Origin of the sequence: Acinetobacter sp. NIPH 284 (assembly GCF_000369425.1) — a bacterium.
Classification (GTDB): domain Bacteria; phylum Pseudomonadota; class Gammaproteobacteria; order Pseudomonadales; family Moraxellaceae; genus Acinetobacter.
Genome location: NZ_KB850011.1, coordinates 658,455 through 681,906, shown reverse-complemented (window position 1 = coordinate 681,906; position 23,452 = coordinate 658,455). Strand labels below are relative to the sequence as shown.

23 protein-coding genes and 1 other RNA gene are annotated in these 23,452 nt (G+C 38.5%); 9 read left to right on the top strand and 15 right to left on the bottom strand.

Annotation, left to right across the window (positions count from 1 at the left end; translation table 11 throughout):
- Positions 1-16 precede the first annotated feature (16 nt).
- The 4 genes from F908_RS09265 to F908_RS09250 all read right to left on the bottom strand — a co-directional run bounded on the left by F908_RS09265 (position 17) and on the right by F908_RS09250 (position 4,016).
- Positions 17-1,195 carry a benzoate/H(+) symporter BenE family transporter gene (locus F908_RS09265; RefSeq protein WP_005160840.1) on the bottom strand — a complete coding sequence of 393 codons (1,179 nt, stop codon included), beginning with the start codon at positions 1,193-1,195 and terminating at the stop codon, positions 17-19.
- Positions 1,196-1,302: 107 nt separating this feature from the next.
- Entirely contained in the window at positions 1,303-1,953 is a 651-nt protein-coding gene (leuE, locus tag F908_RS09260) for a leucine efflux protein LeuE (RefSeq protein WP_005160838.1), read from the bottom strand.
- Between the two features lie 71 nt (positions 1,954-2,024).
- Positions 2,025-3,014, bottom strand: coding sequence for a transaldolase (gene tal, locus F908_RS09255; protein WP_005160836.1), 990 nt, complete (start codon positions 3,012-3,014; stop codon positions 2,025-2,027).
- 102 nt (positions 3,015-3,116) lie between these two features.
- On the bottom strand, positions 3,117-4,016 hold the full coding sequence (locus F908_RS09250) for an HTH-type transcriptional regulator AceR (RefSeq protein WP_005160835.1): 900 nt from the start codon (positions 4,014-4,016) through the stop codon (positions 3,117-3,119).
- A gap of 101 nt (positions 4,017-4,117) precedes the next feature.
- Here F908_RS09250 and aceI point away from each other — a divergent pair, with 101 nt between their 5' ends.
- From aceI to F908_RS09225, 5 genes are all read left to right on the top strand, one after another.
- Complete coding sequence (gene aceI, locus F908_RS09245) at positions 4,118-4,546, top strand: chlorhexidine efflux PACE transporter AceI (protein ID WP_005160833.1); 429 nt, start codon at positions 4,118-4,120, stop codon at positions 4,544-4,546.
- Positions 4,547-4,844: 298 nt separating this feature from the next.
- Positions 4,845-8,306, top strand: a complete 3,462-nt coding sequence (mfd, locus tag F908_RS09240; RefSeq protein WP_034602713.1) for a transcription-repair coupling factor — start codon at positions 4,845-4,847, stop codon at positions 8,304-8,306.
- Between the two features lie 195 nt (positions 8,307-8,501).
- Complete coding sequence (locus tag F908_RS09235) at positions 8,502-8,936, top strand: HIT domain-containing protein (protein WP_005160827.1); 435 nt, start codon at positions 8,502-8,504, stop codon at positions 8,934-8,936.
- 51 nt (positions 8,937-8,987) lie between these two features.
- The gene (locus F908_RS09230; protein ID WP_005160824.1) at positions 8,988-10,424 is read left to right on the top strand and encodes an adenylate/guanylate cyclase domain-containing protein; all 1,437 of its coding nucleotides are present in this window, start codon (positions 8,988-8,990) and stop codon (positions 10,422-10,424) included.
- Positions 10,425-10,456: 32 nt separating this feature from the next.
- The gene (locus F908_RS09225) at positions 10,457-11,227 is read left to right on the top strand and encodes a hypothetical protein (protein WP_005160821.1); all 771 of its coding nucleotides are present in this window, start codon (positions 10,457-10,459) and stop codon (positions 11,225-11,227) included.
- Positions 11,228-11,278: 51 nt separating this feature from the next.
- Here the strand turns inward: F908_RS09225 and fdx are convergent, their stop codons facing one another.
- The 8 genes from fdx to F908_RS09185 all read right to left on the bottom strand — a co-directional run bounded on the left by fdx (position 11,279) and on the right by F908_RS09185 (position 17,410).
- On the bottom strand, positions 11,279-11,617 hold the full coding sequence (gene fdx, locus F908_RS09220; protein WP_004661453.1) for an ISC system 2Fe-2S type ferredoxin: 339 nt from the start codon (positions 11,615-11,617) through the stop codon (positions 11,279-11,281).
- Positions 11,618-11,634: 17 nt separating this feature from the next.
- On the bottom strand, positions 11,635-13,494 hold the full coding sequence (gene hscA / locus F908_RS09215) for a Fe-S protein assembly chaperone HscA (RefSeq protein ID WP_005160818.1): 1,860 nt from the start codon (positions 13,492-13,494) through the stop codon (positions 11,635-11,637).
- A gap of 38 nt (positions 13,495-13,532) precedes the next feature.
- Positions 13,533-14,051 carry a Fe-S protein assembly co-chaperone HscB gene (hscB, locus tag F908_RS09210; RefSeq protein ID WP_005160815.1) on the bottom strand — a complete coding sequence of 173 codons (519 nt, stop codon included), beginning with the start codon at positions 14,049-14,051 and terminating at the stop codon, positions 13,533-13,535.
- A gap of 84 nt (positions 14,052-14,135) precedes the next feature.
- On the bottom strand, positions 14,136-14,456 hold the full coding sequence (gene iscA / locus F908_RS09205; protein ID WP_005160812.1) for an iron-sulfur cluster assembly protein IscA: 321 nt from the start codon (positions 14,454-14,456) through the stop codon (positions 14,136-14,138).
- A 25-nt stretch (positions 14,457-14,481) separates the two neighbouring features.
- The gene (gene iscU / locus F908_RS09200) at positions 14,482-14,871 is read right to left on the bottom strand and encodes a Fe-S cluster assembly scaffold IscU (protein WP_004677862.1); all 390 of its coding nucleotides are present in this window, start codon (positions 14,869-14,871) and stop codon (positions 14,482-14,484) included.
- Between the two features lie 91 nt (positions 14,872-14,962).
- Entirely contained in the window at positions 14,963-16,180 is a 1,218-nt protein-coding gene (locus F908_RS09195) for an IscS subfamily cysteine desulfurase (protein WP_005160809.1), read from the bottom strand.
- 1 nt (position 16,181) lies between these two features.
- Positions 16,182-16,655, bottom strand: a complete 474-nt coding sequence (locus F908_RS09190) for an Rrf2 family transcriptional regulator (protein WP_005160806.1) — start codon at positions 16,653-16,655, stop codon at positions 16,182-16,184.
- Between the two features lie 107 nt (positions 16,656-16,762).
- Complete coding sequence (locus F908_RS09185; protein WP_005160804.1) at positions 16,763-17,410, bottom strand: hypothetical protein; 648 nt, start codon at positions 17,408-17,410, stop codon at positions 16,763-16,765.
- Positions 17,411-17,620: 210 nt separating this feature from the next.
- On the opposite strand from F908_RS09185, the gene F908_RS09180 reads away from it, so the two are divergent.
- From F908_RS09180 to F908_RS09170, 3 genes are all read left to right on the top strand, one after another.
- Entirely contained in the window at positions 17,621-18,076 is a 456-nt protein-coding gene (locus F908_RS09180; RefSeq protein ID WP_005160802.1) for a phasin family protein, read from the top strand.
- A gap of 165 nt (positions 18,077-18,241) precedes the next feature.
- Positions 18,242-18,514: an HU family DNA-binding protein gene (locus F908_RS09175; protein WP_004661469.1), complete on the top strand. Its 273-nt coding sequence runs from the start codon at positions 18,242-18,244 to the stop codon at positions 18,512-18,514.
- 128 nt (positions 18,515-18,642) lie between these two features.
- Entirely contained in the window at positions 18,643-20,514 is a 1,872-nt protein-coding gene (locus tag F908_RS09170) for a SurA N-terminal domain-containing protein (protein WP_005160800.1), read from the top strand.
- 68 nt (positions 20,515-20,582) lie between these two features.
- Here F908_RS09170 and F908_RS09165 read toward each other — a convergent pair whose 3' ends face one another.
- Positions 20,583-21,446, bottom strand: a complete 864-nt coding sequence (locus F908_RS09165) for a YbgF trimerization domain-containing protein (RefSeq protein WP_005160798.1) — start codon at positions 21,444-21,446, stop codon at positions 20,583-20,585.
- A 319-nt stretch (positions 21,447-21,765) separates the two neighbouring features.
- Between F908_RS09165 and ffs the strand changes: the two genes are divergently transcribed.
- Positions 21,766-21,862, top strand: an RNA gene (gene ffs / locus F908_RS15605) — signal recognition particle sRNA small type.
- A gap of 10 nt (positions 21,863-21,872) precedes the next feature.
- Here ffs and F908_RS09160 read toward each other — a convergent pair.
- Positions 21,873-22,355, bottom strand: a complete 483-nt coding sequence (locus tag F908_RS09160) for a regulatory protein RecX (RefSeq protein WP_005160797.1) — start codon at positions 22,353-22,355, stop codon at positions 21,873-21,875.
- 46 nt (positions 22,356-22,401) lie between these two features.
- On the bottom strand, positions 22,402-23,448 hold the full coding sequence (gene recA, locus F908_RS09155) for a recombinase RecA (RefSeq protein ID WP_004661473.1): 1,047 nt from the start codon (positions 23,446-23,448) through the stop codon (positions 22,402-22,404).
- Positions 23,449-23,452: the final 4 nt, after the last annotated feature.

The window sequence follows — 23,452 nt, the reverse complement described above, 5'->3', positions numbered from 1 at the left end:
GTCTTAGCTAGCTAGACTAAGACTTATTTTTTAATTTAAATTTGAATAAAACTAAAACAAAAATACCCAATAAAAGCCCCCAAAATGCAGAACCAATTCCCCAAAATTGAACTCCTGATGTGGTACATAAAAAGGTGAGTAATGCTGCTTCTCGTTCTTCTACGTTTGCAAAAGCCACTGCAATGTTATGGCTAATCGTGGCAAATAGGGCAATACCTGCAAGTGCAACAATAAAAATAGGCGGAAATGACATGAGTAAGCTGACTAAGGTTGCAGCGAAAAGCCCCATTAAAATATAAAACAAACCACAGCTTATACCTGCAATATAGCGTTTGCTCGGATCAGGATGCACTTGATCATCTAAGCTGACTGCTGCACTAATCGCGGCTAAATTGATCGAGAAACAACCAAAAGGGGCGAAAATCGTATGTGCAATGCCTGTCCAGCCTATAATTTGATTGACGTGTGGGTGATAACCATAGCTTTTAATCATGGCAATACCGGGCAAATTTTGTGAAGTCATATTGATGACAAACAACGGTAAGGCTAGACCCAGTAATGCAGACCATGAAAATGAAGGTTGCATCCATACAGGTTGAGTAAAAGACCAAGTGATTGAATGTAATTGAAAATCAATAAAGAGCGGGCAAATCATCGCTCCTAAAATCACTGTCAGCACAATGCTATAACGAGGCAATAAGCGTTTTGACACAAGATAAATTGCTAACATGCTTAAGATAAAGCCGAGTTGACTTTCTAAGCTGCTAAAAATTTGAATCCCAAATTTTAATAAAATCCCAGCAAGCATCGCACAGGTGAGGCTTTGAGGAATATGCGCCAGTAACTTTTGGAAAATGCCTGAAAATCCAACGATTGCGATTGCGACGCCACAAATTAAGAAAGCACCAATTGCTTCATACAAATCATAATGGCCAGTCGATGCAATGATCAGTGCAATCCCTGGGGTTGACCATGCTGTAGCAACTGGATATTTATATTTCCAAGATAAGATGAGTCCTGATAATCCAATCGCTAAACCTAATGCCCAAAACCAAGAGCTGATTTGTGCTGTATTTGCACCTAAAGATTGTGCGCCTTGGATCACTAATACAGCAGAAACGCTAATTCCAATCAGGAAGGTAATAAAGCCAGCAAAAACGGCAGGAATCGAAAAATCTTGAATTAGACGTTGCATCAAGGCATCTATACTTGATTAAAATTTGTTGAAAAGTATATCGTTAATTCAGCGGAAATCGTAGTTTAAAAATGATTGAATTAATTGATCATATGATCAAAACAGAGTTATGCAAGGGTAGAGGTTGCTAGTCGTAATCCAAAAATAAAGAATAAAATACCCACGCTACAAACACCTCCAGCGGCAAGTTTGTAATTATGTTTGAAAAAGTTTGCTAATTTAACACCTGAAAAAATCAGAGCAGTCAGATAGGTAAAACTGACCAGTTGCACAATAATGGCTAAGCTCAGAAAGCTGAGTGCTGGATAAGCATAATTGGGTTGTACAAATTGCACGAAAAAAGATAGGAAAAACAGAATCGCTTTAGGATTGAGTAAACTGATACTGAGTGCGGTACGATAGGGATGAATTTGGTCTAAACGAGGTAAATCAGCCATTTCTGTAGGGTGTGCAGGCTTATTCCATGTCTGATAGGCACTTTGTAATAGCTTGAAGCCTAGATAGGCGAGATAACAAGCGCCTGTTAATTTTAAAACGATAAATAAAATCGGGAAGGCTTTTAATAATGATGCCGCACCTAAGACCGTACACAGGATTAAAATAGAATCACCTGTGAATACGCCACATGCCGCAGCATAACCTGTACGAATACCATAGCGTGAAGCAACCGACATGACATATAAAGAGTTTGGGCCAGGCAATAACACAATTAAGATTGTACCAATAATGAAAGTGGTTAAATCTGTTATGCCGAACACAATCTACTCATTAAAAATCGATTTTCGCTAATATAACAAAAATCGGTTTTTATAGGTGAAAAATAAACTAATTAAGGTCGAATCTCTGCATCAATACCAAAAGATTGACGCAGTAATAAACTCAAATGATCACGTGCTTTGATAAAGCCATCAATACCACCTTGTAGTAATTGGAAAGCCATTAAATCTTGCTCAAGTTCAGCTTTAAAACTTTCTTTGGTCTGGGCAGAACGTTCAATTTTTTCCGCCTGTTGTGCGGCTTCGTTGCTGAGTTGCGCTGTAACCGTTTGTTGATCCTGATCCAGTTGTGCCAATAAATTTGGCGCAATGGTCAATAAATCACAACCTGCCAAACCTAAAACCTGTGCGGTACTGCGGAAGCTTGCCCCCATGACCTGTGTTGGAATGCCGTGTTGCTTGTAGTAGTTATAGATTTTCTTAACCGATAATACGCCTGGGTCTTTTTCAATTGGATATTGATCAACGCCCTCAGCCTTTTTATACCAATCCAGAATACGACCAACAAAAGGAGAAATTAGGGTTACTTTTGCATCTGCGCAAGCTTGAGCCTGATGCAAACCAAACAATAAGGTGAGGTTACATGGAATCCCTTCAGCCTCTAAAACTTTAGCTGCTTGAATGCCTTCCCACGTTGATGCAATCTTGATCAAGATACGAGATTGCTCAATACCATAACCTTGGTAAAGTTTAGAAAGTTCACGCGCTTTGGCAATCGTCGCATCAGTATCATAAGAAAGAGAAGCATCGACTTCAGTTGAAACACGCCCATCAATCAATTTTAAAATTTCAACACCAAACTTCACTGTCAAAATATCAATGGTGCGTTCAATCAGTTCATCACTTTGATAACCTTCTTGTTTTGCTTGTGTATAAGCTTCTTCAATCAGTTGCTTACTTTCAGGTTGTTCAGCCGCTGCTGTAATAAGTGATGGATTGGTTGTTGCATCTAAGGGACGAAATTTTTCAATCGCTTCTAGATCACTACTATCGGCAACAACGGTTGTTAAATTTTTTAATTGGTGTAATGCAGTCTGAGTCATTGATATAGCGTTCTTACTTAAACAAAATTATGGATAACTTCTTTATAGCACAATCTACAGGAAAGCAAAGCATCGCTTTCAATACATTTAAATCTGAGTAATTTAGTCGCTTTTACTAGGTTGTTGCCGTTGTTGTCGAATGTGCTCAATCAAAAATCTAGCAGCAACACCTAACTTGCTTTCTCGACTCCAGACTAAATCAACATAGTATTCAAACTTAGGTGTGAAATCATAAAGTTGCAAAACTTTTAGTTTTTTCTTTAATTCTGCGTTTTCATTAAACATTTCTAAGGGCAAAACTCCCCAACCTAAATTCCGAAGAATCATCATACAAGCAGAATGATGATGATCTGTACGCCAATAATCTTTAGAAAATAACAATTCAGGTTTAATGCTATGGTCACGGCTAGCGACCACGATTTGGCGAGTCTGCACCATTTGCTCAAATGAAATCTGTTCAAATTGAGCTAAAGCATGACTTTGAGCAATCACAGGAACAAGAGCTTCTCGTTTTAATTCAACAAATTGTTCACGACTATCTAATTGTTCTCGTTCAAACATCAGTGCAAGTTGCGCAGACTGATCCAGTAACATCTGTAAAGCATCTTCCTGAGGAGCAGAAAAAATATTAATGGTCAGATTTGGGAAATGTTGTTCAAGCAAGGTAATGTAATCGGTCCAATTGGTATGTAGCAATTCAGAAACCACGACAATGTTTAAAGTTGACTCTAGTCCAGCGCTGAGTGCATGAGCATGTTGTTTCCATTGATTGATTTCAATCAAAAGTTTTTGAGTTTTCTCATATAAAACCATTGCCGCAGGTGTTGGTGTAGGTTCACGTCCAATTCGCTCGAATAAATTGAGATTCAGATCAATTTCTAAATTGGCAATTGACATACTCACTGCCGAAGGAACTTTGCCGAGTTTCCGCGCAGCAGCCGAAAATGAACCTGTTTCGATTACGGTCTGAAACATTAGAAGTTGTTCTTGATTAATATTCATCTGTCAAAACTAATCTATCAAAAAAATTGAAAGAACCTGATTAGATTAATCAAAATTATAAAAATAAAATGGCGCGTATCCAAATAAAAGAGTGTTAGAAAATGTTGATTTCCAGAAGAAGACTCATTCATGCAATTAGCTATGAAGTGATCTTATTGGTCATCATCGCAATTGCGTTAAGTTTTATTTTTAGTATGCCTTTAGAGGTGACTGGTATTCTAGGTGTAATCATGGCCATCATTTCAGTGATTTGGAATATGATTTTTAACCATTATTTTGAGAAAGTTGAACATAAATATCAGTGGAAACGAACGATTCTTGTGCGTATCTTGCATGCGGTTGGTTTTGAGGGTGGTTTGATGCTTGCGACCATTCCAATTATTGCTTATATGATGAAGATGAGCTTTATTGATGCATTAATTTTAGATTTTGGTCTAACGATGTGTATTTTGGTTTATACCTTTATCTTCCAATGGTGTTATGACATGGTAGAAGAGCGTTTCTTTCCTGATGTGAAATTTGCATCTTGATATATAAATAAAGGCATTGTTTAGTAGACTCTTTTAAACAATGCCTTAAAAGCACATAATTGATTAAAATAAAAAGAATTTTTGATACTTTTTATGGATACGGATCATTTCTGGAAAACTTTTGTGATAATTCATGGTTTCGTTATTTCTTTTATATATTAATCTATATGGTAGCTGATCAATTGTCTTAGAAGCTAAATAGCCTAAGTAGATCTCAAACAGAATAGAAAATTCACATCCCTAAAAAAACTCCATGCTAAACTAAGCGCATTGTCTTTTCGATTACATGATTTTCTCTATGTTTCAACAAGAAATCTTTCAATTAAACCTACAACAATTCAAAGCAGGCGAAAAGCGCTGGATTGGTTCCTTACGTGGATCATCAGCAGCATTATTATTTAAAGAAATTGCCACGCAAAGTTCAAATCTATATGTGATTGTTGCGAGAAATAATCAGCATCTTGCTCAGCTCGAAAGTGAACTTGAATTTTACGGAATAAAACCAACGATTTTTCCTGATTGGGAAATTTTGCCTTATGACCGTTTATCTCCGCATCAAGATATTGTTTCTGAACGTTTGGCGATTTTAGCGAATATGCCACAAAAGGGTATTCTACTGGTTTCTGCCAGTACCTTAGCGCAACGTGTTGCACCGTACTCATGGGTGGTTGGTGAACACTTTGATATTAAAGTTGGTCAACGACTTAATTTGGAAGCACAGAAAAAGCAACTGGTGCAGGCGGGTTACCGTTTGGTTGATACTGTTTATGATCATGGAGAATTTGCAGTTCGTGGCAGTATCATGGACATTTATGCATCTGGACAAGATCAACCGATTCGAATTGATTTATTTGATGATGAAATTGAAAGCTTAAAATTCTTTGATCCAGAAACGCAGAGAACCACTGAGTCTTTAAAAAACTTCACTGTTTTACCAGCAAAAGAATTTCCTTTAAAAGAGGGACGTTCTATCTTTAGAGATCGTTACGCAGAAAGTTTTCCAACTGCGAATCCTAAGAAAAACCCAATTTATCAAGATGTACTTGAAGGAATTGCAACACCAGGATTAGAGTTCTATTTACCTTTATTCTTTGAGAAAAAGGTGATGGAAGCGCAAAGTATGCTTATGACATACTTACCAAAGAATTGCGTTGTCATTACAAATAACGAAGTTGAAGATGAATTAATCAATTTTTGGAAAGAAGTGGTTCGTCGTTATGAAGATCGCCGTCATAACATCGACCAACCAATTCTTCCGCCTGAAGAGCTTTTTTTAATGCCAAATCATGTGTTACAGGCATTAAACCAATTTCCAAGGATTTTAGCTTCAGCAGAAGCATTTGACGAAAAAGTAGGTGTTTTAAATCTTGCAGCAGAACAACCACCCAAGCTTGTAGTTGATCCTAAAAAAGAACAGCCCTTTGAAGCAGTTAAACATTATATCGACCAAGTTAAACATCCTGTTTTATTGGTAGCAGAAAGTGCAGGTCGGCGTGAAACCTTAAAAGATGCATTACGTTCAGTTCTAGGTGAAATTCAAAATGTAGAGAGTTTTGTCCAATTTCAGAAAGACAAGCTACAAGTTGCAATCACAAGCGCGCCATTAGATCGTGGACTCGTGCTCAGCAATCAACTCTCAGTCATTTCTGAAAATCAACTCTATGAACATCGGGTAGTGCAGCGACGTCGTAAGCGTCAGCAAGAAGTTTCTGAAGAATTTCTTGTTCGGAGTTTAACTGAACTCAGTATTGGTGCGCCTGTAGTACATATCGATCATGGTGTTGGACGTTATGCAGGCTTAATTACCTTAGAAATTGATCAACAGGATCATGAGTTTTTACAGCTCGATTATGCAGATGGTGCAAAAGTTTATGTGCCTGTCACCAATTTACACCTGATCAGCCGTTATAGTGGTGGCGATCCTGACTTAGCACCTTTACATAAATTAGGTACAGATACATGGAGTAAAGCCAAGCGGAAAGCTTTAGAGCAAATCCATGATGTTGCGGCTGAGTTGTTACATATTCAGGCCCGTCGTCAATCGAAACCAGGTTTTGCTTTTGAGCTCGATCATACTGGATATATGCAATTCTCTAGTGGCTTTGCCTATGAAGAGACTTTAGATCAAGCCAACGCCATTGAAGCGACCTTACATGATATGCAACTGGCCAAACCAATGGATCGTCTGGTGTGCGGTGATGTTGGTTTTGGTAAAACAGAAGTAGCGATGCGAGCAGCTTTTGTTGCAGTCCAAAACAACAAGCAAGTTGCGGTATTAGTTCCTACTACGCTATTGGCACAGCAACACTATGAGTCCTTTAAAGATCGTTTTGCTGATACGGCCGTTCGTATTGAAGTGCTGTCTCGTTTTGGTAGTAATAAAACCTATCTCAAAACCATTGAGGATTTGGCTGAGGGTAGAGTCGATATTGTCGTTGGTACACATAAAATCCTACAAGAGAATGTGCAATTTAAAAACCTTGGTTTAATGATTGTAGATGAGGAACATCGTTTTGGGGTGCGGGATAAGGAACGAATCAAGGCTTTACGCGCTGATGTGGATATGTTGACTTTAACTGCGACACCGATTCCACGAACTCTGAATATGGCATTCTCTGGGATGCGAGATCTTTCGATTATTGCAACGCCGCCCGCTCGCCGTTTAGCCGTCAAAACTTTTGTTCAAGAACATACGGATGACTCAATTAAAGAAGCGATTTTGCGTGAGTTGTTACGTGGTGGTCAGGTTTATTTGTTACATAATGAAGTTGAAACCATTGAAAGAGCAGCAGAAACGATTCGTAATTTAGTCCCAGAAGCACGTGTTGCAGTTGCACATGGACAAATGCGCGAACGTGAACTGGAACAGGTCATGCAGCAGTTCTATCACAAAGAATATAATGTTCTTGTGTGTTCAACCATTATCGAAACGGGTATTGATGTACCGAATGCCAATACCATTATTATTGAACGTGCAGACAAACTGGGTTTAGCGCAGTTACATCAATTGCGTGGTCGTGTTGGACGTTCGCACCACCAAGCGTATGCCTATTTATTGGTTCCATCGCTAAAACATCTCAAAGGCGATGCGGAAAAACGTCTTGATGCCATTCAACGTGCTTCAACATTGGGCGCAGGATTCATGCTTGCAACTGAAGACTTGGAGATTCGGGGGGCTGGTGAATTACTCGGTGAGCAGCAAAGTGGTTCGATGCAGGCAATTGGTTATAGCTTGTATATGGAAATGCTAGAGAAAGCGACCAAAGCCATCCAAAAAGGTAAAACGCCAAACTTTGATGCGCCTTTATCATTAACTGCTGAAATTAACCTACATATGCCTGCGCTGATTCCAGATGATTATCTAGGAGATGTACATCAGCGTTTGTTGTTTTACAAGCGCATTAGTAATACGGATACACAAGAGAAGCTCGACAACATCCGTATGGAGTTGATTGATCGCTTTGGCATTCCACCACAGTCGGTCAAACAATTGTTTAGCGTACATCAATTACGTTTGAAGGCAGAACAACTCGGGATTACCAAAATTGATGTGAATAATAATGGTGGCTATATCGAGTTTTCACCAGACACACCAGTGCAAGCGATCAGCATTATTCAGTTAATGCAAAACAATCCAACCTATTATCGTATGGAAGGAGGTCAGCGTTTGAAGGTCACAGTGCAATTGGTTGAGTATGATAAGCGGATTCAGTTTATTGTTGATTTGTTAAATAAATTGCTAAATGAGCTACATAGTTAGTTGAAAAGTATATTTTTGCTGACGAATTGAACAGCTTGGATTCCCTTTAAGCAAAGAATTTGTTTTTTGTCTGATGTCGATGTAATAAATAAGGAAAATCATTGTTATTTGTAATCAAACAGGCGACTAATAATATTCACATCAAAACTGATGTGATAGTATTGATCATCATTATTATGCATCATTTATAAAGATATGTTTAGTTTGCATCCACAACTTGCTCAAGATACATTTTTTGTAGGCGACTTTCCGCTTTCAACATGTCGTTTAATGAATGATATGCAATTTCCATGGTTGATTCTTGTACCACGTGTACCGGGAATTAGCGAGTTATATGAATTAAGCCAAGCTGATCAAGAGCAATTCTTACGTGAATCAAGCTGGTTATCGAGCCAATTGGCACGCGTATTCCGTGCAGACAAAATGAATGTTGCAGCACTCGGTAACGTCGTGCCACAACTGCATTTTCATCATGTTGTACGTTATCAAAATGATGTTGCATGGCCTAAACCAGTTTGGGGAACGCCAGCCGTACCTTATAGCAATGATGTACTCGCACATATGCGTCAAACATTAATGCTTGCATTGCGTGGTCAAGGCGATATGCCATTTGACTGGCGTATGGACTGATTTAGAAAATAGAATAAAAAACAGTCTTCTATAACAAGGAAGGAGGGTAGGGTGTCACTAGATAGGTTAATAGATAAAGAACCTAGACAGTTCGCTTATTTTCATCGTTTGATGGGATATTCGATCTTGTCACTGATTTTAGTCATCTATGCATTTACCTCTCCCAGTGCTAACTATCAGCTTTACATCCTTCCTTTTTTATTGATCCATTTTCTTATTTGTCCCAAATTAGAAAAATGGCTTCAGTATAAATATGATAAAAATACTGAAAAAAATGTACTCTTTACTTTTGATGCGGTCATCGTTGCAATTGTACTTGCAGGGTTACACCTAAGTTTAGTTCCTACTTTTACGATTTTATTTGGGCTTCTTTATGTTGGTTTAAATAATAAAATTACACTCCCTGTTGCGTGTTTAATCGGACTGATCGGTGTTCTTACTTTTTACTTCTGTACTTTTACAATTTTTGCTGCTGAAGAATATTTCGAGCCTACAAATCCAGAACTGACTGTCGTTAGTTTATTTGGTTTGATGATGTTTATTGTGATTGGTAATTACTATCAGCACCGCCGTCTCAATATTCTGGGACAGCAACGCCAGCATTATCATAATCAAATGACGCGCTATATTGCGTTTGCCAACCAGCTCAGTCGTTATGCGCCACTTCAGTTATGGCAATCGATTATGCGGGGTGAGGCTGAGGCAAAAATTGAATATAAACGTAAAAAATTAACGGTTTTCTTCTCAGACATTCAAGGTTTTACCGAACTCTCAGAAACACTTATTCCAGATGATTTAGCTTTTTTACTTAATGATTATTTAAGTCATATGACTGAAATAGCAAAACAGTATGAAGCAACCGTTGATAAGTTTATGGGCGATGCGATTCTCATCTTCTTCGGTGATCCAAATTCTCAGGGTGTTGAACAAGATGCGAAGTCATGTGTAGAAATGGCGATCGCAATGCGTCAGCAAATGAAATTGTTGCGTGAGCGTTGGAAGAAAATGGGCTATCCAGCGTTGCACATTCGAATGGGTATTAGTACGGGTTACTGTCACGTTGGGAACTATGGGGCTTCACACCGTATGGCCTATACCATTGTGGGACGTGATGTAAACTTGGCGGCCCGTTTACAGTCTGCTGCGGAAGTAGATGAAATCCTGATTGCGGATGACACCCATCAGCTAATTAAAAATGAATTTTTATGTGTACCGAAAGTGCCAATTTATTTAAAAGGGATTCAAGGACCTGTTAAAACGTGGCAGGTAATGGAAAAATTCACAGGTAAGAAATCCGATACACAAAAATGGTTTGATTTCGATTATAAAGGCTTCCATCTGGTTTTGAACTTAGAGGAAGTACAGAATTATGAATATCCAGAATTGGTTGAAATTTTGGAGAATATGGTCCAGCGCATCAAAACACAACAAAAAATTACCAATGCTCAGGGTATTCCAAAACTGACTTTGGATGATGAAGTAAGATAAAAATATTCAATAATTAATTATAGAGTTGAAATATGTCTGCATTCGTTTCAAAGTATCCATTGGCTATTGATGAGAACATGGTGGGTGAGTATCCTGCTTTGGTAAAGTCTGGTGCAGGTTATTTTTATGATGATGTTCTTGAATATCGAGTTTGGTGTCATCCAGAACGTGGTGCGCTAGATGAATATGAGGGGCAAGATTATTATTGTGCATTTTCCACTTATGAAGATGCTCAACAGTTTTCCGAACAAACAGCTGGAGCGGAACATCCTTTGGTTTTGATACGTCAAAGCTGTTGGATTAATGAACCTCAAACAGGCGTATTTACTGCTGATCGTGGAGAACGTCTAACTGAGTGGCAAGTAATCTGGTTGAATAATGCAAAACGTCAAGATGGTGATATTGAAAATTTCTTTGCGAAACGAGGAATTGCATTTACAGGCTATCAGGAAGTGATGGATGCGACGCCTTTCACCAGAGATTTTAATCCGCAAGCATACAAAGCATTCCCACAATATTTAGGGGTTATTGCCTGTTCTTGTGTTATTGAGGGAAAATTGCCAATACGTTGGGTATCTCACGCAGGCGGAGACTGGCAAATGTATTGTCATGTGGATGCACATGATTTTTCTGAAAATAGTTTGGATTTTGAGCAGAATATTCAATTGACCAATATGGCACAATTACTCAAATATAATCCAGATTTGCAAATATTATATGATCTACCTATAGATAAAGGTGCTTATAGAGATCATGTAGAGTCTATTTGGCAATATTTTGATGATTGTGATGTTGATCAATAAACTTAGATTAAAAAACTCCTCTAATAAAGAGGAGTTTTTTATGAATGAAGCTTAGTGATTTTCCGAAGCATGATTAATCGTATATTTCGGAATTTCAATTTCTAAATCTTCATCAACAATCTCAACCTGACAAGACAGGCGCGAGTCAGGCTCTAAACCCCATGCACGATCAAGTAGATCTGCTTCAACATCGTTCATTTCTTCAAGGCTGTCAAAACCTTTACGAACAATCACGTGGCAAGTTGTACATGCCGCAGACATGTCGCAAGCATGTTCAATTTTAATGCCTTGTTTCAATAAGCTTTGGCATAAATTGGCGTTTTGTTCGACTTCAAATTCTGCACCTTCAGGGCAAATGAGTGCATGAGGAAGAACTTTAATACGTGGCATATTGATCACCTATACCTTTAGTTTGAGTTTGACCAATCTTCAAGTTTCGTACCTTTTAAGGCATGGTCAATATGTCGGTTCATACGCAATGCGGCAAAGGCATCACTGTGAATTTTAAGCTGTTGAACAGCATGTTCAATCGTTGCAAGCTCATCGGTTTTAAGACGAGCTTTTAACGCTTCAGCAGCAAGAATTAGATCTCGTGCTTGTTGCTGAGAGAGTAAATCCGTATCTGCTTTTAACGCTTGTTCTAAAGCTTCCAACTCACGTTGTGCTTCCACTTTTGTTTCTTGTAGATGGCGCAATTGTTTGTCTTCTTCAGCATGTTGGAAACCTTCAACCAAGAGGCGTTCAGTATCCGCTGCAGATAGACCATAAGATGGTTTGATATCAATTTGCGCTTGAACACCAGAAGTGGTTTCTTTCGCAGATACTGTCAGTAAGCCATCCGCATCAACTTGGAAGGTCACTTCAATACGTGCTTGACCCGCAGTCATTGGTGGGATGCCATGTAAAACAAAGCGACCCAATGAACGACAATGCTCGACTAAATCACGTTCACCTTGTATCACATGAATCAACATCGCTGTTTGTCCATCTTGATAAGTGGTGAATTCTTGACGGCGTGCGACTGGAATTGCGGTATTTCTTGAAATCAACCGTTCAACCAATCCTCCCATGGTTTCTAGACCAAGAGAAAGTGGCGTGACATCAAGTAATAATGAACCATCTTGACTGTTGCCAATGAGCTGGTTGGCGGTAATAGATGCGCCAATTGCAACGACTTCATCAGGATTGATCGTACAGAGTGGTTCACGTTCAAATAATTCGCGTACAGCTTTTTGTACGGCATATGAACGTGTTGAACCACCTACTAAAACCACATGTTCGATTTCATCGAGTTCAAGTTTAGCATCACGCAGTACACGTTTACATACACTCATGGTTTTATCGAGTGCAACTTGAATAATCGATTCAAAAGTTGGACGATCTAAAGTGAGGCGATCATCGAGTAATTTTAATTCAGCAGATTCATGATCTGTTAAATATTCTTTGGCTTGACGCGCTGCAACAACAAAAACAGCATATTCTTCATTGCTTAAAGTTTCGATATTAAGCTGTTTTTTTGCCCATTTTACGATTAAGCGGTCAAGGTCATCACCACCAAGCGCGGTATGTCCACCAGTCGCAAGAACTTCAAAAACACCTTGTGAGAAACGTAAAATAGAAACGTCAAATGTACCACCACCAAGGTCGTAAATCACGTAGTTACGATCGGTGATCAAGTTAGTATCTTGGTCTAATCCATAGGCAACAGCTGCCGCAGTAGGTTCATTCAACAAACGTAAAACATTTAAACCCGCAAGTTGAGCAGCATCACGTGTCGCTTGGCGTTGTGCTTCATCAAAATATGCTGGAACAGTGATCACTGCACCGTTGATAGGGTTCTTTAAACTTGCTTCGGCACGATCTTTTAATTGTTTTAAAATTTCTGCAGAAATTTCGACAGGCGTTTTACGACCAGCAGTAGTTTCAAATGCTGGCATCTCATTTTCTGCACCAACAAGTGTATACGGATGCTGGAATTTGATATCTGCTTGTGAGCGACCCATAAAACGTTTTACTGAAACAACAGTATTTTTGGGGTCAGTCATCATAAACGGCTTGGCTTCATAACCAAACGTCGTTGAATCTTTTGCGTAATGAACAATCGACGGCAGTAATACACGATCTTTGTCATCTTGCAGAACTTTCGGTTTTCCCGATAGCACTGTCGCCACTAAAGAGTGGGTTGTCCCTAAGTCAATGCCGATCGCAATACGATGTTGATGCGGAGCAGTAGATTGACCTGGTTCAGCAATTTGCAAAAGTGCCATGCGTGAGGTATCCCTTGAAAATATTTGGTAACAGCGGATTAAAAATCATCATCGAGATCGAAGCTATCTTCTTCGTCCAACATACGATCTTCAGCTTTATCAATATCATTCATTACACGTTGAAAAAAACGTAGTTTACGAACGGTATCACGAGCCTCAGCCCAGTCTTCTTCAGCAAAATCAATTTTAAATTCACGAACTAACCCGTCAATCCATTGCTGAACTTCAACTTTTAAGGTGCGAAGTTGCTCGGTAGAGGCGGCCTCATCAAGCTGTTCACGCATTTCGAGTGCAGATTGTAAAAATTCAAAATCGCTAATGGACTGATCCAAGTGATGATCTTGTTTTTTTAAGCCAAGTAAATACGCCGCACGACTATCAACTTGTGAGAGCACTTTATACGCTTGATTGATTTCACTCGACTTGATCAATGCTTGATCTTTGTCAGTGGCTTTATCGGGATGATATTGCTGTTGCAAACTTAAAAATTGTTTTTTTAAAGCTGCTAAATCTATATCGAGTGCTTCTGGTAATTGGAACAACTCAAAATGATTCATGGGAGATGAATTCCGCTATTAATAAATACGTTAAAACAGTGCGGAACACACTGTTTTGACGAAAAAAAAAGAGGGTGTTGCTAGTTAGACGGTAAATGATTCACCGCAACCACATTCACCTTTTTGGTTAGGGTTGTTAAATTCAAAGCCTTCATTCAAACCATTTTTCACATAATCCATCTCTAAACCATTGAGATAAACAAGGCTTTTAGGGTCAACAAAAACTTTAACACCGAATTGTTCAAACACTTGATCATGTGTATCGATATCATCGACAAACTCAAGTACATACGCCAACCCAGAACAACCCGAAGTTTTCACACCAATACGAATGCCTTCACCCTTACCGCGGTTTTGCAGGTAATTGCTGATGTGAGTCGCAGCATTTTCAGTTAAATGGATCATGAAAACTCCAATATTATTTCGGTCATCACACAGCTTTCGCTTTCTTACCACGATAGTCTTCAATCGCAGCTTTGATTGCATCTTCAGCCAATACTGAGCAGTGTACTTTTACTGGTGGAAGCGCAAGCTCGGTCGCAATATCAATGTTTTTGATTGCTTGAGCTTCATCAAGTGTTTTACCTTTTAGCCATTCAGTTACAAGAGAGCTTGATGCGATTGCAGAACCACAGCCGTAAGTTTTGAAGCGAGCTTCTTCAATTACGCCATTGTCATCGACTTGAATTTGTAAACGCATCACGTCGCCACATGCAGGTGCGCCGACCATACCTGTACCTACGTTTTCTGCATTTTTGTCTAATACACCAACATTACGAGGGTTTTCGTAATGATCAATTACCTTTTCGCTATAAGCCATGTCGCTTCTCCAAACCTCGGGGTCAGCCTAATATTAATATGAGGGTTAAAACATACTTTTCAATGAAGTGCTCAATAGAGCACCTTATAAATTAGTGTTCAGCCCATTCAACTGTTGAAAGATCAATCCCTTCTTTGTACATATCCCAAAGCGGAGAAAGTTCACGTAATTTCTCAACAGCAGCTTTGGTAATTGTTAACACATGATCAATATCTGCTTCAGTTGTGTATTTACCAAAACTGAAACGAATTGAACTATGTGCCAACTCGTCAGATAAACCTAAGGCACGCAATACGTATGATGGTTCTAAAGTTGCAGATGTACATGCTGAACCACTTGAAACGGCAGCATCTTTTAATGCCATCATCAGTGACTCGCCTTCAACGAAGTTGAAGCTAACATTTAGATAGTTTGCAACGTTCTCAGTCGGATGACCATTCAAGAACACTTGCTCAAGGTCTTGAAAGCCATTCCAAAGTTTGTCACGTAGGTGGCGAAGACGCTCTTGTTCTGCTTGCATGGTTTTCCCAGCAATTTCAAAAGCTTCACCCATACCTACAATTTGATGAGTTGCTAAAGTACCAGAACGCATACCGCGCTCATGACCACCACCATGCATTTGTGCTTTTAAGCGAACACGTGGGCTACGGCGGACAAATAGAGCACCAATTCCTTTAGGACCATAAATTTTATGACCAGAGAAGCTCATTAAATCAATTTTCATGGTTGAAAGATCGATTTCGACTTTACCAGCGGCTTGTGCTGCATCAACGTGTAAGAATGTTTTATTCGCACGTGTTAACTCGCCAATAGCCGCTACGTCAGTAATGGTGCCGATTTCATTGTTGACCATCATCAGTGAAACAAGAATGGTATCTGGACGTAAAGCCGCTTTCACCATCTCAGGCGTAATTAAACCTGTACGTGGTTCAGGTTCTAAATAAGTAATTTCAAAACCTTGTTCTTCTAGCTCGCGGCAAGTATCTAACACTGCTTTGTGTTCGATTTTACTAGTAATGATGTGCTTGCCTTTTGAACCGTAAAACTGAGCAATACCTTTTAGTGCTAAGTTGTTAGATTCAGTTGCACCAGAAGTCCAAACGATCTCACGTGGATCTGCTTTAACTAGGTTTGCAACTTGTTCACGTGCATATTCAGCTTTTTCTTCAGCTTGCCAACCATAGGCATGCGAGCGTGATGCAGGATTACCAAAAGTCCCTTCGAAGGTTAAACATTCCATCATACGTTGTGCAACTTCAGGAAGTACTGGTGTTGTTGCTGCATAATCAAGATAAATTGGACGTTTCATGTCAAATACCTGTAACCGATAGGAGGGCTGAATCTAAACTTGCTGAGTTTTGACGTAGTGAAACAGTTTGAACGTTGTCACGTGCAATTAAGTCTGCAAGAGAAATTTTTGAAAGATAATCGGCAATATGGTGGGAGAGTTCTTGCCATAAGTCATGCGTTAAGCACATTGCACCATTTTGGCAGTTACCTTTATGGTCACAACGTGTCGCATCGACAGTTTCATTTACAGCTTCGATAATTTCTAGCACAGTGATTTCAGCAGCATTGCGTGCAAGATGATATCCACCGTTAGCACCACGAACGCTTGAAACTAACTCATGACGCTTAAGTTTCGCGAATAACTGTTCTAAATAAGCGACTGAGATGGATTGGCGTGCTGCTATTTCCGCAAGCGTGATCGTTTGTTCAGTTGGCTGCAAAGCTAAATCAAGTAGAGCAGTCACTGCGTAACGACCGCGAGTTGTAAGGCGCATGATTCGATACACATGGTTAGACTAGATGTCTAAATTTTATTAATTCCGACTAAAATAGTCAAGTTTTAAATTGTCATTATCAGTGTGAAAAGTGAAATATATTTGAATTATTGTATCCACATAGTATAAACAAAAAAGGCAATAAAAATAAAGCTCAATACAGCAAAGCTAATATTGATCAGGCGCTGGCGTTTTTGCATTCGGTGAATACGGTTTTGATATTGTTTAACTTCAACCAATAATGAGTTGATCTCAGAGCGTTGCTGATCAATTTTATCAAGCAATGGCGCGATTCGTTGCTGAGACGCAATAGCTTCTGCATCATTATCAAATGCATTGAACCATTGTTTCCAATTTGCGAATATACTCGTGAGTGTGAGGTGAGGGATTAAATCCATCACATCTTCTTGAAGTCTTGCATCACCTAAAATACGCATATTGTAAATACTGCGCTGATTATTAAATACGAAAATTTTAATCAAATCGATGAGTGTGCTATTTATTTCTAGATCAACTTTTCGATCTAGTGCTTTCATATCAAATAAAATTCCTTTTTCGGTAAATTGGACATAAAAGTCAAAAAAAGGAATATAGCTGTTGATTCGAATGGTAACTTTTTCATCGATAAGCTTTTTCGCTTGCAAGCGTAAAGTTGCATCATGCGTGAGAATGAATGAAAAAAAAGTTTCTAAAACAATGATGACAATGTTTAGCAACAAATGGGGGTGTTTATGTCTTTGTTGCGTATCACTCATAGGTCTCTTTGTCCTTGCCAATCACACTATAAATTTCATAAAGCACGTAAATCTGAGTATCCATACTCAATTGTTAAAAATAATTTACATGACTTTATTGCTTTGTAGAACAGTTTTTTAAAACGATCAAGTCTTAACTTTGATATTATAAAAACATTTTTATGGTTAAATACGACATACTGTTTGTAAAGTGTTTGGGAGTAATGGTTAATGGACAACTCAAATGTAGAACACCCAACTGATGAGGCAGAGGTAAAAACTAAGCTAAAATCAAAGAGTTCTAAAAAATCTGCCCTTGATTTCAAAAAGTATACGCAACAGATTTGGCTGGCTGGATTAGGTGCTTTTTCACGCGCCGAAGAAGAGGGAAATAAATTATTTGACTCTTTAGTCAAGGTGGGTGAAGAGCTAGAATCCAAGACCGTAGATTTTGCTGATAGCACTGTTGGAAAAGTAACTGAGAAAGCCAAAGAATCAGTGACGGATACTAAAGATAAAGTTGAAAAAATTTTAGACACAGGTGTGAATCATTCGTTGAATCGTATTGGTCTAGTCACTCCAAAAGATCTCCAGCATATCGAGCAACTTTTAGTTCAGCTACATATTAAAGTAGATGCATTGATTGAAGAAAATAATCTATTAAAGAGTAAATTGAATAAAAAGTAAAAAATATAGGCACTCGTCTGTTTATGTGGTTTTTGAGTATTTATTTTTGCTAAAAAGCCTTTCTAGTATTGCGTTCTCCCCTAAAGCATTGCTATAAAGGCGGCATGGCCTTTTAAACTATAGCCTTGGATCTTAACAAACGATATTAAGAGGATATTTTTTATCATGAATAAATCAGAATTAATTGATGCGATTGCTGAAAAAGGGGGAGTATCTAAATCGGATGCTGGTAAGGCACTCGATGCAACGATTGCGTCAATCACTGAAGCACTTAAAAGCGGTGATACGGTTACTTTAGTTGGTTTTGGTACATTTAGCGTTAAAGAACGTGCTGCACGTACTGGTCGTAATCCTAAAACAGGTGAAGAGCTTCAAATTAAAGCAAGCAAAGTACCTAGTTTTAAACCAGGTAAGGGTTTAAAAGATTCAGTTGCGTAATCTTTTTAAATCAGAAAACGCACCATTTTGGGTGCGTTTTTTATTTATTGAATGAAATACTTTATTCAGCATTCATTCGCTTTGGTTTTTCAGTTAAAATTGCCCCGAAATAAAATATTGGAATACTTATGGAATCATTTCGTACAGTCATTAAGGGTTGGCTTGGCAAAGTCCTATTAGTTTTGTTTTTGACCCCTTTAGCGCTTGTAGGTATTGAAGGATATTTTAGCGGCAGTAATAAAGCAGACGTTGCGAAATCTGTTAACGGACAAGATATTTCTAATAAAGACTTGGAAAGTGCGACTAAAAATTATAAAGATCAATATTTATCAATGGTTAAGGGTGATGAGTCTCTTTTAAATCAGTCCGTTATTCAGCAAAAAGCTTTAGATGCGCTGATTGCACGCTCTTTATTGCAACAACAGGCAGAAAAATTAGGTATTTCTTTAAGTGATACTCAGCTAGAGCAAATGTTGGCACAACAACCAAGTTTCCAAGAAAATGGAAAGTTTTCTCAAAAGTTGTATGAAAATTATTTACGTTCAGTTGGAATGACTAACCAAGCTCTAATTGCTAGCCTGCGTCAAGATCATGCCCTAAAAATGATTTCATCGACTTTGTTAGATTATGCGTTGGTAAGTCAATCTGATTTACATCAGCTTGCGAGTTTGCAAACAGAACAGCGTACTTTGCATTTAGCAAGTATTAAGTTGGATGATTATAAAAAAGGTTTGACTGCGTCGACTCAAGAAATAACAGAGTACTACAACAAGCATAAAAATGAATTTAAGCAAGTTGCGAGTGTTGATGTTGACTATGTGGTTTTAAGCCCAGCATTATTGCCTCAAACTAATTTAAATATCACTGATGCTGATTTACAACAAGCTTATAAGGCTTTTGTTGAAAAGCAGCAGAAAGATGCAAAACGTGAAGTTAAGCATATTTTAATTACAACTGATGCGCGCGATGCGGCAGCAGCTCAAAAAATTGCGAATGATGTTTATGCCAAGATTCAAGGTGGAATGTCATTTGCTCAAGCGGCTGCACAATTTTCTGAAGACCCGACTTCAAAAGCACAGGGTGGTTTAGTTGATGCTTACGCGCCAGGTATTTTCTCAGCCGACTTTGATAATGCGGTTAATGGATTAAAGAATGGTGAAGTTTCTAAGCCTGTTAAAACACAATATGGCTACCATATCATTGAAGCAAATGCACCAGTTACAAATATTCCTTCATTTGAGAGTGAGAAAGCTCGCTTAACAGCTGAAGTGCAGAAAGCAAAAACTGCAAATTTATTTAGCGATACTGTAAATAGCTTAAATGAAATGGTTGTGGGCAATGACTCTTTAGAAGCGGTTGCTCAAGAAGTGAAGGGTGCTCGTGTTGAATCTTTAAATGGGGTGACCTTAACTACTCAAAACCCTTATTTGAGTGATTTAAATGTTAAAGCAAAACTGTTCAATGATGATGTGAAAAACGGTGACCGTAATGCATCTTCTAATATTCAGTTAGCGAATGGTGATACGATTTGGATTAAAGTCCGTAATTACCATGCAGCGGGTGTTAAACCATTAGATCAAGCGACTGCTGAAGTAAAAGCAAAAGTCATTGATGCAAAGGCATATAAAGCTGCTCAAGCAAAAATTTCAAAGATTTTAGCTGATTTTAAAGCGTTACCTGCTGCACAAGTTGTTGCAAAATCACAAGTCACTTTTGAAGATGCAGGTACATTTGCACGTTCTCAAGGTTTAAAGCGTGCAATTGAACGTGCTGCTTTCAGTATTCCAGCGCCAACTAAAGAAGGTATGTGGTCTGCTACGACAGCAAAATTACCTAATGAGTTGGTTATCGTTGCAGTTTCAAACGTGAATACTAATGCTGCAAATGAGTTACCGCCAGAACAAATTGCTGAGTTAACTAAGTTGTATCAGCAGTTCCGTGGTCAGCAGTTACTAGAAGACTATACTGATTATTTAAAATCACAGGCGAAGATCAAATAAGTTTGATCTAAGCTTTGAAATTTAAAAAGCCAGTTCTTATGAACTGGCTTTTTTGTGCATGATAAGCATTATTTTTTCTGAATAAATTTAGCTTCTTCGGATTGTGGATATTGGTTAAGCAACTTTGTTTTATACTTATTGGTAAGAGCAGTGTTTTTATCGACTTCTTTTGCAATGCTATAAAGTTGATAAACCGCTCGAGAAGCTTTTGCTGAATTGGGATAGCGTGTTACCACGATATTATAGTTTTGTTTGGCTGCTTTATAGTCAACAGGTTCAACCGCTAAATAAAACTCAGCTAGCCAAAAGTAAGCGTTTCCAACATAAATTCCATTTGGGTGGTTTTTAATGAAATTTTGCATGGGTTGGATGGCTTTTTTTGCACCACCTTGTTTGTAGGCATCTAGAGCAACCGTATATGCTGCTTTTTCTAGCTCAATTTGGTTGGTGGTATTGCTTGTGGTAGCGGTATTTGACTTCGGTTGTACGGCAGGTGTCTGAGAGACTGTGTCTTGTTTTACAGGACTAGGAGCTGTTGATGTGGGTGCAGATGTTGGAGCTGAGTTTGTTTCTGTTTTTACTGTATCAGTTGTCGTACTATTTTCTGGTTCTGTATTTTCTTCTGGCGGGTCAATTTTTTGAGAGAGTAATTCTAAGCGTTGATCTAAATCTGTATAGCGATTTGCCAACTCTTTTTTCAGTTGTTCAATAGAATTGTCATGCTCTTCTAATTGTCCTCGTAATTTTCGAACTTCTTCTTCTAGTTTTTGGTTCTTTTGAATGAGATCCCAATTTAGGTTTGCGCCAGGATTAGAGATATTTGTGTTATCTGCAATCGTCTGGCTCAGTGCACGAGATTCAATGGGAACATTTGCATATAAATGTGCGCTAGCGAGTAAGGCAGTAAAAAGTACGGAATACTTTTTTAGCATAAAAATTCATCCATAAAGTTAAAAAGCCGTGAGCGAACAAGTCCTCATGTTTACTTGTGGCACACTAGATCTATGTTTTTGATTTAGTCATTAAAGCAGCAACTCATTTAAATGCAATAAGCATTTACAATCTTCAAGCATTTTTCGAATAAAGAAATTATCTGTTGTTTAATGTTTATACATATTTAAATTAAACGGATAATATAGAGATAGATTTTGCTGATGAAATAAGCAATTGAATCAAAAAGTCACTTAAAAACAGATACAAGTCTTGCAACTCAGGTAAAAATCTCTATACTTTGTCAGGCAATGGTAGCCCTGCTGGTAGCTTCGCAATTGTACTCTACGAACCCCGCCAGGACCGGAAGGTAGCAACGGTAGTAGAACTATGATGTGCCGAAGTAATGCTAGTGGGGTTGCCACCATTTATTCTTCATCGCTCGTTCGAGCAATTGCTTTCATAATTATTCCCATATCAAATCCTCGGTACTGTAAGAATCTAATTTGTCTTGCTTTTAGTTTTGGATCTGTCTCTACTTCTATTCCAAATTTCTTTATTTTGAGTTGATAAGCTTGATCTAGCCAATCGACCTCTGAAAGTTCTTCTTTAATAAGTTCTGTATCGAGTTGTTTTGCTTTTAAAACCTGTTTAATTCTTTGTAATCCTTTACCTTTTCTAAGTTGACTGGCCAATGTGAGTTCTGCAACACGTTGGTCGCTTTGGTAATTTTGTTGTGCTAATTCATCAACTAGATTTGCGACTTCTTCTGGATTGATCGCATATTGATTTAATTTTGCTTCGAGATCTGCTTTGGAATAATCCCGACGTGTAAGAAGGGCAAATGCATAAGAGCGTAATCTTACACCTGTTAGTGTTTTCGGTTTCTCTATTTTTTCAGAATTAAACAAGTTTTATATCCTCTTGAAAGAAAAACGCCCCGAAGGGCGTTTCAGCTTAGCTTTCTAAAAAATCTGGTTCTTCTTCATCTTCAGTTTGAGCTGCTTCTTTGTTATTTTTAGTAAGAAGTTGTTCACGAATGACCTTTTCGATTTCTTGAGCCATTGCTGGATTTTCCTCAAAATGTCGAATCACGTTATTTTTACCTTGACCAATTTTATTGCCTTGATAAGAATACCAAGCACCCGCTTTTTGTACGATGTCTTGTTGAACAGCAAGATCAACCAATTCGCCTAACTGATTGGTACCTTTGCCATACATGATTTGGAACACAGCTTCTTTGAACGGAGGTGCCATTTTGTTTTTCACAACTTTAACACGCGTTTCGTTACCTGTGATCTCGTCACCTTCTTTCACTTGACCAATACGACGGATGTCTAAGCGTACAGAAGCGTAGAATTTAAGTGCATTACCACCTGTAGTGGTTTCTGGACTACCAAACATTACACCAATCTTCATACGGATTTGGTTAATGAAGATCACCATACAGTTCGAGCGTTTTGCATTACCTGTAATTTTACGCAGAGCTTGACTCATTAAGCGTGCTTGTAAGCCCATATGCGAGTCGCCCATTTCGCCTTCAATTTCAGCTTTAGGGGTTAATGCTGCTACAGAGTCGACAACGATTAAATCGATTGCACCCGAACGCACTAGCATATCGGCGATTTCGAGCGCTTGCTCACCGTGGTCAGGTTGTGAAACCAATAGATTATCAATATCTACGCCAAGCTTACGTGCATATTCTGGATCTAATGCATGTTCTGCATCGATAAAGGCACAGGTACCGCCATTTTTTTGACATTGAGCAATCGCTTGTAATGTCATGGTGGTTTTACCTGAAGATTCAGGACCATAAATTTCGATAATACGACCTTTAGGTAATCCGCCAATCCCTAATGCGATATCGAGAGTTAAAGAACCTGTAGAAACCGCTTCAACAGCTTGTACAGTATTATCACCTAAGCGCATCACGGTATTTTTACCAAACTGCTTTTCAATTTGGCTTAAGGCTGCTTGTAACGCCTTGCTTTTATTATCATCCATCTCA